10 protein-coding genes are annotated in these 15,672 nt (G+C 50.5%); 7 read left to right on the top strand and 3 right to left on the bottom strand.

Annotation, left to right across the window (positions count from 1 at the left end; all coding sequences use genetic code 11):
• Positions 1 to 450: 450 nt before the first annotated feature.
• Complete coding sequence (locus tag QZT80_RS07675; protein ID WP_295120057.1) at positions 451 to 1,242, bottom strand: hypothetical protein; 792 nt, start codon at positions 1,240 to 1,242, stop codon at positions 451 to 453.
• 322 nt (positions 1,243 to 1,564) lie between these two features.
• Between QZT80_RS07675 and QZT80_RS07670 the strand changes: the two genes are divergently transcribed.
• The 6 genes from QZT80_RS07670 to QZT80_RS07645 all read left to right on the top strand — a co-directional run bounded on the left by QZT80_RS07670 (position 1,565) and on the right by QZT80_RS07645 (position 13,336).
• The gene (locus tag QZT80_RS07670) at positions 1,565 to 2,218 is read left to right on the top strand and encodes a FadR/GntR family transcriptional regulator (protein ID WP_295120054.1); all 654 of its coding nucleotides are present in this window, start codon (positions 1,565 to 1,567) and stop codon (positions 2,216 to 2,218) included.
• A 13-nt stretch (positions 2,219 to 2,231) separates the two neighbouring features.
• Positions 2,232 to 3,452, top strand: coding sequence for an MFS transporter (locus tag QZT80_RS07665; protein WP_295120051.1), 1,221 nt, complete (start codon positions 2,232 to 2,234; stop codon positions 3,450 to 3,452).
• Between the two features lie 310 nt (positions 3,453 to 3,762).
• Positions 3,763 to 4,338 carry a phage tail protein gene (locus QZT80_RS07660; protein ID WP_295120048.1) on the top strand — a complete coding sequence of 192 codons (576 nt, stop codon included), beginning with the start codon at positions 3,763 to 3,765 and terminating at the stop codon, positions 4,336 to 4,338.
• A gap of 45 nt (positions 4,339 to 4,383) precedes the next feature.
• On the top strand, positions 4,384 to 5,532 hold the full coding sequence (locus tag QZT80_RS07655; RefSeq protein WP_295120047.1) for an ABC transporter substrate-binding protein: 1,149 nt from the start codon (positions 4,384 to 4,386) through the stop codon (positions 5,530 to 5,532).
• Positions 5,533 to 5,551: 19 nt separating this feature from the next.
• Entirely contained in the window at positions 5,552 to 12,385 is a 6,834-nt protein-coding gene (locus QZT80_RS07650; protein ID WP_295120044.1) for a gliding motility-associated C-terminal domain-containing protein, read from the top strand.
• Positions 12,386 to 12,406: 21 nt separating this feature from the next.
• The gene (locus QZT80_RS07645) at positions 12,407 to 13,336 is read left to right on the top strand and encodes a PorP/SprF family type IX secretion system membrane protein (RefSeq protein WP_295120041.1); all 930 of its coding nucleotides are present in this window, start codon (positions 12,407 to 12,409) and stop codon (positions 13,334 to 13,336) included.
• Between the two features lie 56 nt (positions 13,337 to 13,392).
• Here the strand turns inward: QZT80_RS07645 and QZT80_RS07640 are convergent, their stop codons facing one another.
• On the bottom strand, positions 13,393 to 14,256 hold the full coding sequence (locus tag QZT80_RS07640) for a DMT family transporter (RefSeq protein WP_295120038.1): 864 nt from the start codon (positions 14,254 to 14,256) through the stop codon (positions 13,393 to 13,395).
• A gap of 199 nt (positions 14,257 to 14,455) precedes the next feature.
• Here QZT80_RS07640 and QZT80_RS07635 point away from each other — a divergent pair, with 199 nt between their 5' ends.
• A complete protein-coding gene (locus tag QZT80_RS07635) occupies positions 14,456 to 14,878 on the top strand; it encodes a hypothetical protein (protein ID WP_295120036.1) in 423 nt (140 codons plus the stop codon).
• Here QZT80_RS07635 and QZT80_RS07630 read toward each other — a convergent pair whose 3' ends face one another.
• Positions 14,879 to 15,520 (bottom strand): family 16 glycoside hydrolase, encoded by a 642-nt coding sequence (locus QZT80_RS07630; RefSeq protein ID WP_295120033.1) that lies wholly within the window; start codon positions 15,518 to 15,520, stop codon positions 14,879 to 14,881.
• Positions 15,521 to 15,672: the final 152 nt, after the last annotated feature.

The following is a 15,672-nucleotide window of genomic DNA, read 5'->3' as shown; positions in this document are numbered from 1 at the left end:
CTGTTGCGAAGACTTAAGCGGAGGATGGCTTCGTTCCTCGCCATGACGATCTTAGTGACGCCCGCTAACGCGGGCAGTGGTGCTTAGTTTCTGCCCAATAATGTTCAAACAGTTGAAGGGAGTGACATAACGGCGGCTTAATAGTGATCTGTAGCTGGTCCCTGACACTTTCTTATGGCTCTTAAAAAGCCTGTAGAGAGCCTATATAAAAGGAGTTTGTGTGGAGTTGATGTGGACTTGATCGGGGGATAAGGTGTGGGCGGGGCGGAAATGAAAAAAGAGGGGCTACATGAGGTATAGGCACAAAAAAAGGCGGAATTTATCCGCCAGACGTGTATAAATGAAGTGAGGTAAGAGGGGAAAAGTAGTGAAAAAGGGCAAAATCAGACATAGGGGCATGAGGGGGCGTTCCGCGGGGATTTGCCGGCGGTTTATGGATGAATTGTTAGTCTAGCCGGGAGAAGGGCCCTGTTGCAGGTGTAAACTGCCGGTAATGTCGGCTGGAAGCGATATTGCAGGCGATTCGCTGTAGACAGTGTTTACAGTAGCGGCTTTGCGGGCGCTCATTACCGCTATTACCTCTGTAGCCTGGAAGCGCATGGTGGTACGCAGTCCTCTATCGCCGGCAGCTATTACTTCCAGCATCACGATAGCGGCTTTGCCGGCGGGAGTGGGAATTATCAGTTCGATGGGTGGATGAACATCGCCGGCCGGCACATCTACATACTCCGACACAAAGGTTTTGCACATGCCGAGGGCAAAGTCGGGGCAGATAGCGATCGCCCGGAAGCGGAAATACTTGTCTGCCTGCGACAGTCCCTGGTGCGGGGCCTTTACCGTTACGGCGATGTGGCCATTATGACAACGTACCGTATCCGTTTCACTATAAATGGAGGCCTTCGTATTTACCCGAAAGCCAATCAGCCGTTGCAGGGAGCCCGTGGTTACCTGGCGTTTGCCGCGTGGATGTGTGATGTCATCCCTTACGATGACGCCCATCTCTTTATTCAAGCGGTTGAGGAAACTGCCGTCGAAGTGTGTGCTTACCGCCTGGTCTATGGCGTGGCGAATAATGCGGGCCGCACGGCTGGCAGTGCCGAAATCCCGGGCAGCCTCACGGGTAGCGAGGGTTTGGCGCACCACTTCCGGCGCGGCGCGGGCATAGAACTTCCCGTTTATGGAGTAATTGATAATGCCCTTTATCTTCCCTCTTAGCCTTAAAATACTATCTGATTTTGCCATTATACTATTGGTTTTGATGAGCCGAATAATAGCAAAAACCGAGCCGTATTTAAATGTTAATGCCTTGCAATCAATCCGTTAGATGGCGTTCCGGTGATGAGGCCCATCAAACTACACGGGGTTACGGCAAAAGGGGAATGGGCGGAAAGACGTGGGTGTTTAACAGGGGCCGGGAGCTATCTTTAAAGAGCGCTGACTTTCGCGAAAAAGAGATGACGACAGGACAAATGTTAACCGCGCATTCTAAACTCCATTTGCTGTTTCCCCAAATCTTCCTACCTTTGAAATTCATCAGATGATATGATGAATTAGAAATTTTAAGATGATGATCCAGAAAAAATCGCTGGCGGATGAAGTAGCGATGCGTTTGCAGGAGCAGGTGTCGCTGGGGCAGTATAAGCCAGGGGAGAAGTTGCCGATAGAGCCGGAGCTGATGAAAGCTTTTGGCGTAGGGCGTTCTACCATCCGGGAGGCCATCCGCATACTTGTTAATTCAGGTTTATTGCGGGTGCAGCAGGGCGCAGGCACCTTTGTAGATGCATCTACCGGGAACAAGGAACCTATATCGCAGCGGTTGCAGCGGGCCAGTGAAGAAGATCTTGATGAAGTGCGGGCGCTGGTGGAAATGAAGATCGCGGAGAAAGCAGCCTTCAACCGTTCAAAGGCCGACCTGGCGGTGATGAAGACGTACCTGCGCGACCGGAAAACGGCGGCAGATGCCGGCGATCTGGAAGCCTGTGTGGATGCAGATATTGCTTTTCACGTGGCGATAGCCGAGGCTTCGGGTAACCAGGTGCTGGCCGATTTATACAAGTCGGTGTCGGTCCATTTGCGAAAGTGGTTCCTGGTAAGGTTCCCCGATACGGCTTCGTTTATTGGTTCGCACTCCTTACATGAACAATTATTCAAACACATTACAGACGGTGAGGCAAAAAAGGCATGGAACACCGCCGCTAAGATTATTGCGTGGCATTAAAGTATTGGATTTTATGAAAAACACATCTATGGCGGCAACAGTGGAAGCGCCCGGAAAACTGGCACAGAACACCGTTTTCTCTATTCTCTTTTCGATCAGTTTTGCGCATCTCACCAATGATATGCTACAGTCGGTAATACCCTCGGTATACCCGATCTTTAAAGACAAGTACCATCTTACGTTTACACAGATCGGGCTTATTACACTTGTGTACCAGCTAACAGCTTCACTGCTGCAGCCATTAGTAGGTGTATATACAGACAAAAGGGCACGGCCTTATTCTTTGCCAGTGGGCATGGGTTTTACACTCGTGGGGTTGATAGCGCTGGCCTTTGCTAACAGCTTCTACAATATTCTGATATCGGTGAGTTTTATCGGTATCGGGTCTTCTATCTTTCACCCGGAATCGTCGCGCGTGGCGCACCTGGCTTCTGGTGGTAAAAAGGGACTGGCGCAGTCTATTTTCCAGTTGGGCGGTAATGCAGGTAGCGCGATAGGCCCTTTGCTGGCGGCCCTGATCATTGCCCCGTATGGGCAGATCAATATCATATGGTTTACGCTGGTGGCGTTGATCGGTATATTGGTGTTAACGCGGGTAAGCAAGTGGTATGGTGCGCACATACTGGAAAAGGCGGCGCGTAAAACAGAGCATGCAGAGCAGGTGTTTTCTAAGAAGAAAGTGATCACTGCATTGTGTATCCTCATTGTACTCATCTTCTCCAAGTATTTCTACATGGCCAGCATGAGCAGTTACTATACTTTCTTTTTGATAGATAAGTTTCATGTTACCACACAGCAATCGCAGTTATACCTTTTCATCTTCCTCGGCGCTGTTGCGGCGGGTACGTTTATCGGCGGACCACTGGGCGATCGTTTCGGCAGGAAGTACATCATCTGGTTCTCTATACTGGGCGTGGCGCCGTTTACGTTATTGCTGCCTTACGTACCTTTATTCTGGACAGCCGTACTGTCGGTCGTTATCGGCGTGGTGATCGCTTCAGCCTTTAGCGCCATCCTCGTATATGCTACAGAGCTGGTGCCAGGGAAGGTAGGTATGATTGCCGGGCTCTTTTTCGGACTTGCATTTGGGATGGGTGGACTAGGCTCCGCAGTATTAGGTAAACTGGCCGACCTGACCAGTATCTCGTACGTTTTTTCGGTCTGTGCTTATTTACCATTGATAGGAATACTAACAGGTTTACTTCCCAATATAGAACAAAAGAAAGTGCGGTAAAAATTAGAGGCTGTTTCGGAGAAAGAGACAGCCTTTTTTATTTCCTTATGCCAGAGTCTGATTTTCGAAATAGAAATTTAGTTTAGTTTTATCATCGTCAAAGCAATTGTTTGAGCCCGTTGAGTAACTGTAGCCAGCGCCCGGATGGCCGGGCCCCCAAAATGATTATGTGCAGCAGTTCCCCCAGTTTCAGCCTATTTACTTCGTGTGTCGCTGAGTAAGTGCCGCAATGCGGATTTATTTGCTTTTTGTCGCCGGTGATGAACCGGTGCATTCACCATATTGTTCACCATCAATCCACATCCATCTTATGGAGTCGTACATTTCCACCATCATGCTGTGGGCTGCAACGTTTGCACCCCGCGGTTGGGCCTATTGTCAGGGCCAGATTATATCCATTGCACAGAATACTGCCTTGTTTGCATTATTAGGCACTACTTACGGCGGTAATGGTCAAACCACTTTTGCCCTGCCAGATTTTCGAAGCCGTGTTCCTGTTGGTCCGGGGCAGGGGCCGGGTTTATCCAATTATGTTTTAGGGCAGGTTGGCGGAACAGAAACAGTAACACTGATCGGTACACAGATTCCTGCACATACGCACAGTGTTGCGTTAACGGCCACTATTTCAGCTTCTAATGCGGCTGCTACCACAGGCGTTCCGGCTGCCGGCACCAATACTTTAGCTGCTCCTATAGATCCGGGTACAGGCAATCCTTTGTTTGCGTACAACAATGCAGCGCCAAACGTAGTGTTGAACACTGGAACAAGTAATGTAAGCGGCGAATCAGGTATTTACGGTGGCGGCCAGCCACATAGTAATATGCAGCCCTACCTGTGTATGAATTTCATTATCTGTATGGAAGGTATTTTTCCTTCGCGTGATTAAACTTACCAGCGGGAAGCTAAGGCTTCCCGCTTTTATCCCATTGTTATGAAAAAGGTCACTATTGGTTTAATGTTGCCCTGGTCTGGTGTTTTCAGGAACCTGAAAGAAGCCTTCCTGAACGGATTCGAATTAGGAATGAAGCCCGCCACCGAAGTGTGCAACGTACACTACATCCGCGAATTTATATACATGGGCGAGCAGAAGCAGGTGGAAGAAGCCGCCCGGAAGCTCATCCTGTTCGAGAACGCCGACCTGCTTGCCGGTGTGGTAGGCTCCCGCGTAATACCCAAACTGGCGCCGCTGCTGGAGCAATACGGAACACCTGCGATGCTCAGTAATCCTGGCGGATTTATCCCCACCTTCAGCGGTATTTCTCCCTGGTTATTTTACAACAGCCTGCATTTATGGCATAGTCAGTGGGCAATGGGCAGGTGGATGCAGCAGCGTTATGGAGGCGAGCCCTCTATTAGTATGGCTACTTACGAAAGCGGTTACAATCTGCACGAGTGTTTTAAACTCGGTACCTCCGCTTCGGGTGCCTTACAGGTAAAACTGAACGTTATCAAAAACTATATAAACGAACCCGATACCACCGCCTTCCTGCACCTGTTGCAGGAGCAGCATCCCGGGCATGCGCACATCCTGTTATCAGGCAAAGAGGGTATACAGTTCCGGCAGTTACTGGCTACCTCACCACTTAGAAATGAAGTACCCATCAGTGTAAATCCCTTTATGGTAGAAGATGGACTGTATCGTTATGATAGTACGATGTCGGACTATTACAATGCCATTAGCTGGACGTATACACAGCCCAATGATAGTAACCGTTTGTTCGTGGAGCGATACGAATCCGCTTATGGCGAACGGCCGGATGTGTACAGCCTGTTAGGATATGAAAGCGGCATGGCCACCGCAGCAGCTATTTGTGCAAAGCCCGATGGTCGTGCCGGTATAGCCGCATTACTGAGAACAGAACAACCCGAAGGGCCAAGAGGCGCTATCCGGCTCGATACGCAGCATATGGCATTGCCACAGCAGGTGTATATCCGAAAACCCGGCGTAAGAGCAGGAGGAGCGGAAGTAGAAAATGAGATCGTGGAAGCCGTGCAGGGGGTAACGCTCGAAGATCCCGAAATCATCCAAAGTATAGCCATGAACTTCTCCGGCTGGCAGAACCCGTATTTATGTGTTTGATCATCTTATAAAAGGAAACATGCAGAAATTTTACTTATTGATGCTGTGTTTGTGCCTGACTATTACCCAACACGTTTCAGCACAAGTTTACAGCAGCGAATCCACCACTACTTTTCCCTCGATGCAGTTCGCCAGCCGTTCAGCCATTGGCGATTTTGATGGCGACGGGGATGCGGACGTACTTTATCAGACAGGCGGCAACGGTTCTGCCTGGAATTATGCGCGGGCATTGGGCAATGGTACGTTCCAGATCGAAACAGGCGCCGGGTTGCCCGGTACGCCGTTCGCAGGAATTACCCAATTCGACTTCGGCGGAGTAGCCGGTGCGTTGATCCGCGTTCGCGATTTCGATGGAGATGGCGATGTAGACGTATGGATGCAGGTTGCACCCGCAGTTATTGCTGCAGGCGGACGTTATCTGCGGAACGAAAACAATACTTCCTTTATAGAGATAACAGGGGCTGCTTATCCTTTCCCGGCAGTGCCATTCACATCCCGGACCGTACTAAATGATTTTGATGGTGACGGAGATGTGGATATACTTTACCAGTCGGGGGGAAATGGCAGTACATGGGTATATGGCCTGAATAATTCCGGGACCTATACATACAACATTACCGTTGGTTTACCGGGAACTCCTTTTGCGGGCGTTACCCAGTTTGATTTCAACGGCTTTTATCGTTTCGGAGATTTCGACGGCGACCGCGACATAGACATTCTATTTGCGGATTTTAATGTGACTGGCCACTATCTCGTGAACAACAACAATACTTCTTATAGCGATTTATCAGGGGGCGCATTTCCGTTCCCGGTGTTTCAGTTTCCTGGTCGCAGCATCGCTGGCGACTTCGATTCAGACGGTGATGCAGATTTATTGTACCAGAGTGCAGGCGATGGATCGGCATGGGGTTATGTGAGGAGCGATGGCGCTACGCTTGCTACGATCGTAACTGCGGGTTTACCTGGTACACCATTCAGTGGTATCACACAAACAAATTTTGCTGAAGGCAGCGGTACGGTGGCGGTACCAGAGGATTATGACGGCGATTCTGATGTTGATGTGTGGTTGTTCTCTGGCTCCTCGCAGGGCACCTATCTCCGGCAGAACGAAAACCCGCCCTTACTGAGCAGTTTAACACCGGCAGATAATGCTACCGGTATAGCCCTGGCCACCAACCTTACGATCGTATTTACCGAAACGGTGGTAAAGGGAACGGGTAATATTTACATCGTCCGCACCAGCGACAACGTAGTCGTATCTACCATTGCGGTGGGTGATGCAGCCGTTACCGGTTCGGGTACTACCTGGGTGATAGACCCGCCTGCAAATCTGGCGGCCCTCACGGCTTATGCCATCCGTATGGATGCCGGCGTATTCAAACGTTCGGATAACGTTTGGTTCATGGGCATCAGCGACAATACCACCTGGAACTTTGTAACCGTCAATCCCCCTAACCAGCCACCGGTACTTACAAATCCGGCCACGCTGAACATACCGGAAGATGTAACCACTGCACTTAGCGGCATCTCCGTATCAGATCCTGATGCCGGTGCAGCTAACCTTACACTTACGCTCACGGTGCCTGCCGGTGCATTGGCAGCTACGTCCGGCGGTGGTGTTACAGTGGGCGGTACCGCAACAGCGTTAACGCTTACCGGTCCGGCCGCCAACATTAATACGTTTATAACGGGATCTTCCCTTACTTATACTTCGGTGCTTAACACGCCTGGTAACGTTACCTTATCGCTTGACCTGACTGATAATGGCAATTCCGGTACAGGAGGGCCTCTGTCAGTGAGCGGTACTACTACGCTTAACGTAACGGCGGTTAACGACAACCCTGTACTTACTGTACCGGTATCGGTCAACGTAACCGAAGATGTGGCAGGTGCCATTACCGGGATCAGTGTAACAGACGCAGATGCCGGTGTGGCTGTGGTGAGCATTAGCTTTTCCTTACCAGCAGGTAGCTTTACGGCCACTTCTGGTGCCGGTGTAACCGTTGCCGGTAGTCCGGGTGGCCCGGTAGTACTAAACGGCACCATGACCAACATCAATGCATTTATTGCAGCCGGCAGCCTTACGTTCACCACTGCTGCCAATAGTGCCACCGCCCAAACTGTAACAGTGGTGGCCAACGACAATGGTAATACAGGTACAGGTGGCGCGTTAACAGATACCGAAACCTTCCAGGTAACCGTAACCGCAGTTAACGATGCACCGGTGAACGTTGTTCCGGGCGCACAGCAGGTGAATAAGAACGCAGTGCTGGTATTTAATACCGGAAACTCCAATCTTATTTCTACCAGTGATGTGGATGCGGGTACGTTAAGCGTAACCCTGACCGCCACGAATGGTACGATTACGTTATCCGGTATTGCCGGCTTATCGTTCGTTACCGGGACTGGTACTGCTAATGCCACCATGACCTTTACAGGCACAACGGCCAGTATCAACACCGCCCTCAACGGTTTGTCGTTTACACCTGCCAATAACTATTTCGGAGCGGCCACGTTCCAGATCGTTACCGACGATCAGGGCTTAACGCCAGCGCCAGCGCAAACCGATACCGACATTATCAATATCACCGTAAATCCGCTGAACCCGGTAATACTACAGGGAAGCGCTACTACGGCAGATGGTATGTACAATACGGGAGATGTGATCGAACTGACGATCACCTTTGATGTACCGGTGAATGTAACCGGTGCGCCCACCCTGTTACTGGAAACGGGTACTACGGACAGGCAGGCATCGTATACAGGCGGCTCAGGAACCAGTACCCTTACATTTAGTTATACCGTACAGGCAGGCGATGCTTCGGCCGACCTGGATTACCAGTCGGTAAATGCGCTGGCTTTAAATGGCGGTACTATTGAGGGAGCAGGCAACCTGGCCGCGGTACTTACGCTTCCAGCCACGGGGAGCGCCAACGCTATTGCAGGTTCACGGGCCATCGTGGTAGATGGTATTATCCCTGTGGTGAATACCGTTACTGTGCCGGCCAACGCGACTTATGTAGTGGGACAGTTACTCGACTTTACCGTAAACCTGAGCGAAGCTGTAACCATAACTGGCGGTACGCCTTCCCTGGCAATAACGATCGGCAGCACTACTGTAAATGCTACTTATTTATCAGGTAGTGGCACCGCAGCATTAGTATTCCGGTATACCGTGCTGGATGGTCAGCAGGACCTGGACGGCATTACGATCGGCGCACAGCTAACCGCTAATGGCGCTACTATCGCTGATGCAGCAGGCAATTTGGCTGATCCGCAGTTAAACGGTGTGGGTGTTACTACAGGCGTACTGGTAAATGCAGTGGGTGCTGCGGTGACCTCGGTTACTGTACCCGCAAACGATACCTACATTACCGGCGAGTTGCTCAACTTCACCGTTAACTATACTTCCGCAATCACCATTACCGGCGGTACACCATCGTTAAAAGTAACGATTGGCAGTACGGTGGTAGATGCAAATTACACAACAGGCAGCGGTACTGCCGCCTTGAATTTTGCATATACTGTACAGGCGGGGGAGTTGGATACAGACGGTATTACAGTAAACAGCCTGAGTGTGAACGGCGCCACATTAAAAGACGCGTTGACCAATAATCCTTCCATCACCCTTAATAACATCGGTATTACTTCGGCGGTACTGGTAGATGCAGTAGCGCCGGTAGTCAACAGTGTAACCGTACCTGCTGATGGCACTTACGCCACCGCGCAGGTACTGACCTTCAGTGTGAACTTCAGCGAGAATGTAACAGTTACAGGAGGTACGCCTAACCTTGCAGTCACTATTGGAGGTACTACGGTCAATGCTGCCTATGTATCCGGTTCCGGCAGTACAGCGCTTGTCTTTAGTTACACGGTACTGGCTGGTCAGCAAGACGCCGATGGTATTTCAATTGGAGCGCTGCAGGCCAATGGAGCGGTACTGGCGGATGCAGCCGGTAACAATGCCGTGCTGACGCTGAATAATGTGGGTGTTACCAATAATGTGCTGGTGAATGCGGTGGGTGCTACCGTTACCTCGGTAACAGTGCCTGCAAACGATACCTACATTACAGGGGAAGTACTTTCCTTCACCGTTAACTACAGTGCTGCTGTTACGATCACGGGCGGTATACCGTCGTTAAAAGTGACGATTGGCAGCACCGTCACAGATGCGAACTATGTAAGCGGCAGCGGTACTACGGCACTGGTGTTTACTTACACCGTGCTGGCCGGGCAGCTGGATACGGACGGTATTACGGTTAACTCGCTCAGCTTAAATGGAGCGGTGTTAAAAGACGTGCTGACAAACGATCCTTCCATTACACTCAACAACATTGGCAATACAACCCTGGTACGGGTAGATGCGATCGCGCCGGCCATTACATCGGTCAGCGTACCGGCGAACGGTACCTATGTTACTTCACAGGTACTCACGTTCCAGGTAACCTTTAATGAGAACGTGGTGGTTACAGGTACGCCGTTGTTGCCATTAACGATCGGCAGCACGAATGTGAACGCGGCTTATGTATCCGGATCGGGTACCAATGTGCTTACGTTCAGTTATACAGTGTTGGCCGGTCAGCAGGACCTTGATGGTATTGCGGTAGGTACCGCTTTAAATGCGAACGGCGGTACAGTGGGTGATGCGGCAGGCAACAATGCAATGCTGCAGTTGAACAATGTGGGTGCTACTACGGCAGTACTGGTAAATGCGGTAGGTGCTACGGTTACAGCCGTGAATGTGCCGGGCAACGGTACCTATGGCATTGGCACTACACTTACCTTCACCGTGAACTATACGTCCGCAGTTACCATTACGGGTGGCGTACCATCACTAAAAGTGACGATAGGCAGTACAGTGGTAGATGCGTTGTATGTTAGCGGCAGCGGTACAACGGCGCTGGTTTTCACTTACACTATACTCACAGGCCAGCTCGATACCGATGGTATTACCGTTAATTCACTGAGCGCAAACGGTGCGGTACTGAAAGATATATTAACGAATGATCCGTCATTGACCCTGAATAACATTGGTAACACCACTGCCGTACTGGTAGATGGCGTAGCGCCGGTGGTATCGGGTGTGGTGGCGCCTGCAAACAAAGTGTATAAGGCTGGAGAAACACTGTCATTTACCGTGAACTTTAGCGAGAACGTGGTTCTGGCAGGCGGCACACCGACCATCAACCTGGTGGTAGGCAGCAATGGCCGCAGTCTTACGTATGTGAGCGGCAGCGGTACGAACGCCTGGATATTTAGTTACGTGGTACAGGCAGGAGAGCTGGATGCCGACGGTGTACAACCGGGCACCACCATCCTGCTAAATGGTGCTACGATCAGGGATGCCGGGCAGAATAACCTGGTAGTGACCCTGAACAATGTTGGGGTTACGACGGGCGTAAGCGTGGATGCAGTGCCGCCGGTAGTAACAGCAGCACAGGTATTTACCATCGCGGAAAATAGCGCGCTCAACACGGTGGTGGGCAACGTAGCGGCAACAGATGCCGGGGCGGTACTGCCGTTACAGCAATACACCATTACGATAAATGCAGATAAGGACAATGACAACGTGCCTGCGTTTACGATCAACCCCAATACGGGAGCGGTACAGGTCAACGATGTAAATGAGTTCGACTTTGAAACCAATCCGCAGTTCGTGATCAGTGTAACGGTGAGCGACGGGGTGAATACAAGCGCCGCACAAACTGTAACCATCAACTTAACTGATGTGGTGGAAGGTCCTACGGACATTACGCTCAGCAATGCGGCTATCAATGAAAACAATACTCCTAACGCGGTAATAGGAACACTGGGCAGTGTACACCCGACACCGGGCGCCACCTTTACTTATACGCTGGTGACTGGCCCGGGTAGTACCGACAATGCTGCGTTCGACATCAACGGCGGTCAGTTGCGTGCATCGCAGGCGTTTAACTTCGAAGCGAAGAGCAGCTACAGCGTGAGGATACGTAGTACCGATAACTTGGGACTGTTTTACGAAGAAGCCTTTACCATTGCGATAAACGATGTAAACGAAGCGCCGACCATCAGTCCGATTGCCGAACAATTGCTTTGTATCAATCCAGGTGCAACAACCGTGCAGGTGGCTGGCTTGTCGGCCGGCCCGGAAACGGCACAGACTTATACGCTGAGCATTACCGCTGATAACAACATCTTCGACGTGTTGACAATTAACAGCAGTGGGCTGATTAACTACACGGTGAAACCCAATACTAGCGGAGTGGCAAATGTGACGGTAACGATCAGGGACAATGGAGGCGTTGCGAACGGAGGCATCGATCAGGCGGCGACTACATTTAAGGTAACCGTGAGTCCTGCACCTTTAGCAGTTATCACTTCCAATATCGGTCTTTCCATCTCTAAAGGTGATATCGCCATATTGACAGCAACAGGAGGTTTGACCTATGCCTGGGCCGATGCGCCCGGCATTATCGGTACACAGTACCTGCCAGTGCTTACGGTGCGGCCGATGGAGAACACTACCTACGCCGTAACGGTAACTACTGCCGCCGGATGTACAGGTACTGCCCAGGTATCGGTCACTGTAAACGTCGACTTCAAGCTGGACGCTACCAATATCCTCACACCAAATGGCGATGGACGTAACGACCGTTGGGTAATCAGGAACATCGACAGTTACCCGGATAATGAAGTACAGGTGTTTGACCGTAGCGGCCGACTGGTATTCCGTAAGCGTGGCTATATGAATGAGTGGGAGGGTAAGGTGAACGGCGTGCCATTACAGGAAGGTACTTACTACTACCTGGTGACGCTTGGGCAGGGTGCGAAGGTGTACAAAGGTTACATCACCATTGTAAGGGATAATTATTAGATCACCATTAAAGTTACAGCAATGATATATCGCATATTATATAAAGTGGCGCTGGTTACAGGTTTGGTAGGGTTTGCGGGAAATCTGCATGCACAAAGCATTGGATCTACGGTTGCCGTTACAGATCCACTGGGCACTTCATTTTTCCAGAACCAGTACCTGGCAAATCCGGCTATGGCGGGCATCGATTCCGGCCTGCACCTCAACATGGCTTATCGCAGGCAGTGGAACGATATGCCGGAAGGGCCTGAAACCAAGGCGTTTACTGCCGATGCCTATATCGGCAAACGCATAGGTGGCGGTGTTAGCGTGTATAAAGATCACGCTGGTCTGCTGGACAGAACAAGGGTGGCGCTTACGTATGCTTACCATCTCCCCTTAAATAATCGTGGCGACCAGTCCCTGCATTTTGGCCTGTCCGCCGCCCTGCAAACTTATCGCCTCGATACCAAAGGCCTAAATGGTGATCCGGATGATCCGTCGATTGGCCAGTTTAACAGGCGCGATAATTACTTTGAAGGCGATTTTGGGATGAGTTATACCGGCCACCAGCTAACAGTGCAGGCAGCACTGCCGGGTATGGTCGGCTTTTTAAAGGATAATGATGAGGAAATTACGGGGCGCGCCACCTTCTTTTCTGCTGTTAGTTACCGCATACTCACCGGTATGCAGATCAACTACATCGAACCCAAGGTTTGTTATCGTGGGGTAAAAGGAGGGAACGGTATTGTTGATGTGGGTGCTAATGTGAGCATGTTCAACAACATGGCCAATGTATTTGCACTCTATCACACCTCCAAAGCCTTTACCGCGGGCGTGGGCTACAGTATTAAGCATATTGTAACGCTGCAAGCCATGTACCAGTGGCAGTCGGGCGGATTTAAGAATTACAGCGATGGTAATTTTGAGATCGGGTTAACGGTTGATCTTTTCAGAAGTAAGTTGTATTAGGACATACATGTGAAAAAAGAAGAAGGGCCGGCTCGTACAAAGCCGGCCCTTTTCTTTTATTTACCACCCGCAGCGCGTAAGTGCATAAACGCAATAGCGCCCAGCATCACCACGATACCTGAAGCCTGTAACCAGCTTACCGGTTCGTGCAGTACGAAGTGAGCGCAAATAACCGCTACCGGTAACTCGGCTGTCATAATAATGGCGCTAAGTCCCGCCCCGATGCGCGGAATACCTTTCGTGAACAACACCGGTGGTATAATTGTTCCGAACAACGCCAGGAAGGCTGCCCAGGGCAGTAGTGGCCAGTCGTAATGTACACTGGTGGACAGTTGTGGCGCATTTACCAGGAAAATACCAAGCGTGGAGCCCGTCATCATCACGGCACTGCGTTGAAACGACGGTACTTGCTGGTCGGTGCGGCTATTGGCAACGATGTAGATGGCGTATAAAACAGACGCTCCTAATGCCAGCAATACACCTGTTAAAGAAGCTTCTCCGCTAATGCCAGCTGCCATTACGGTACCGGTTAACACCGCCAGCGTACACCACCACAGGGCTTTCCCTGCTTTGATGCCAAACAGTACCCGCTCCAGCACGATGCTGATCCAGGTGAACTGCATCAGCAGGACAATGGCCAGTGATGCCGAAATGTAGTGGACAGACAGGTAGTACACGAAAGTGGTGATGCCAATAGTGGCGCCGGTAAGTAGTAAAGGCCACATGTTACGCCAGCTGAGCAACCACTTTTTTCTTTCTGTCAGTAAAGTGATGCCCCACAAAGCCAGCATGCCCACAAAGGCCTGCGATACGGCAATTTCGGCAGGTGTGTAGCCCTGCCTATATGCGATTTTTACGAATGTAGACAGTATCCCGAAGCTGCATGCGCCGGCGAATACCATCAGTATATATTTAGTCATTAATGTCCGGTTGTTGAATTGAAAAGACTGATATGTGCGTGAGACACAGGCGCAAACAACCGGGCCGGCAGTACCGGCAGCAGGAGGCTAAAGGCCGCCCGGGTTATTTTGCCTGCAAAACAACCGGTGGAGGTGTGTTGGAAAGATGGAAGTAAATCATGAAGTGAAAATACGATGAATTTTATAATTTGCGAACACTATGAAGAAACGATGGATGTGCCTGTTTATACTGATGGCTATGTGCGCCTGCCATCAACCTGCGAGGCACGAGTCAAACGCTTTAGACAGCCTGCCGCCTGCTTCGGTAGATAAATCCGAAGAAAAACCTGTTGATAAAGAGGCCGCGCGTTTTGCCGGACTTGACAGTGTGATGGCTTATTACATCGGTAAAACGGATAATGAAATGCTCAGTTTGGCGCGTAACGACAGCAGTAAGCTGGAATGGTACATTGACCGGCTGGATAAGCAATACATTGTGGCACCTGTCGGTATTACGGTGACGGAGCCCGACGGGAGCAGCCCGCGTTTTAATACAATGATGTGGCTGCATGTCGATTCGGCCACCATGGAGATTTACGAATATGACCTGCCGAACGATACGCTGATAAAATGGGGATATTGATTAAAGGGCTGCAAATGCCGCAACCGGACGTTCCGTAATAAATATCTTTCGCCAACTGGCACCAGAGCCATGGCCAACCCACATACCGATTTTACCGGATTTACGATCGTTCAGTTTATTGACGATCAGGCTGGGGATGGTGCTGTTGTTCACGAACACCGAAATTGCTTTCCCTTTCACCTCTATCCGCACATGGAACCAGTCGTTAGGATCGGGCGCGGGCTCTACCGCCTGTTCGTATTTATTGGGGAATTGCTGGCGTAAAACGGGCCAGTCGTGTTTCGGGTTGGAGATATATTGTACACTATGGCTCTTCCGCACCGCATCGGTGGCCTTGAAGTTAAAGGGCCGGAAATAGACCGCATCATAAGTGGTGTCGTTCTGCCCATGGAAAGCCACGCCCACGAAACTCTTTTGCAGTACATCTTTCCCTTTCACATCAAACTCAATGGTACCCTCACTAAATGTTTTGTCTCCAAACCATACCACACCAACGCCCGGCTGTTCGTCGACTTCTATTACACCACCAGACTGTGTTAACTTACGATTTACCGCTCCGGCTGTTTGGGAACTGGCATAATCGGTTTGAGCAAAAGCGGGAAGGCTGATGAGCAGTGATAAAGCGAAAAGGAGTTGTTTCATGATTAGGAGGGTTAATTTGTATTTAAAAATAACGTCTTTCAGGCAGAGAAGGAAGGGGAATTTAATCATGATAACATCTGTGGTTTTGTCAGCTGTACGATATTAATTGGTTAAAGGCCCGGGCCGATAACACCGTCCCGTCTAAATACCTG

It is taken from the genome of uncultured Chitinophaga sp. (assembly GCF_902168175.1).
Classification (GTDB): Bacteria; Bacteroidota; Bacteroidia; order Chitinophagales; family Chitinophagaceae; genus Chitinophaga.
This window is presented reverse-complemented; position numbering and strand designations above follow the sequence as displayed.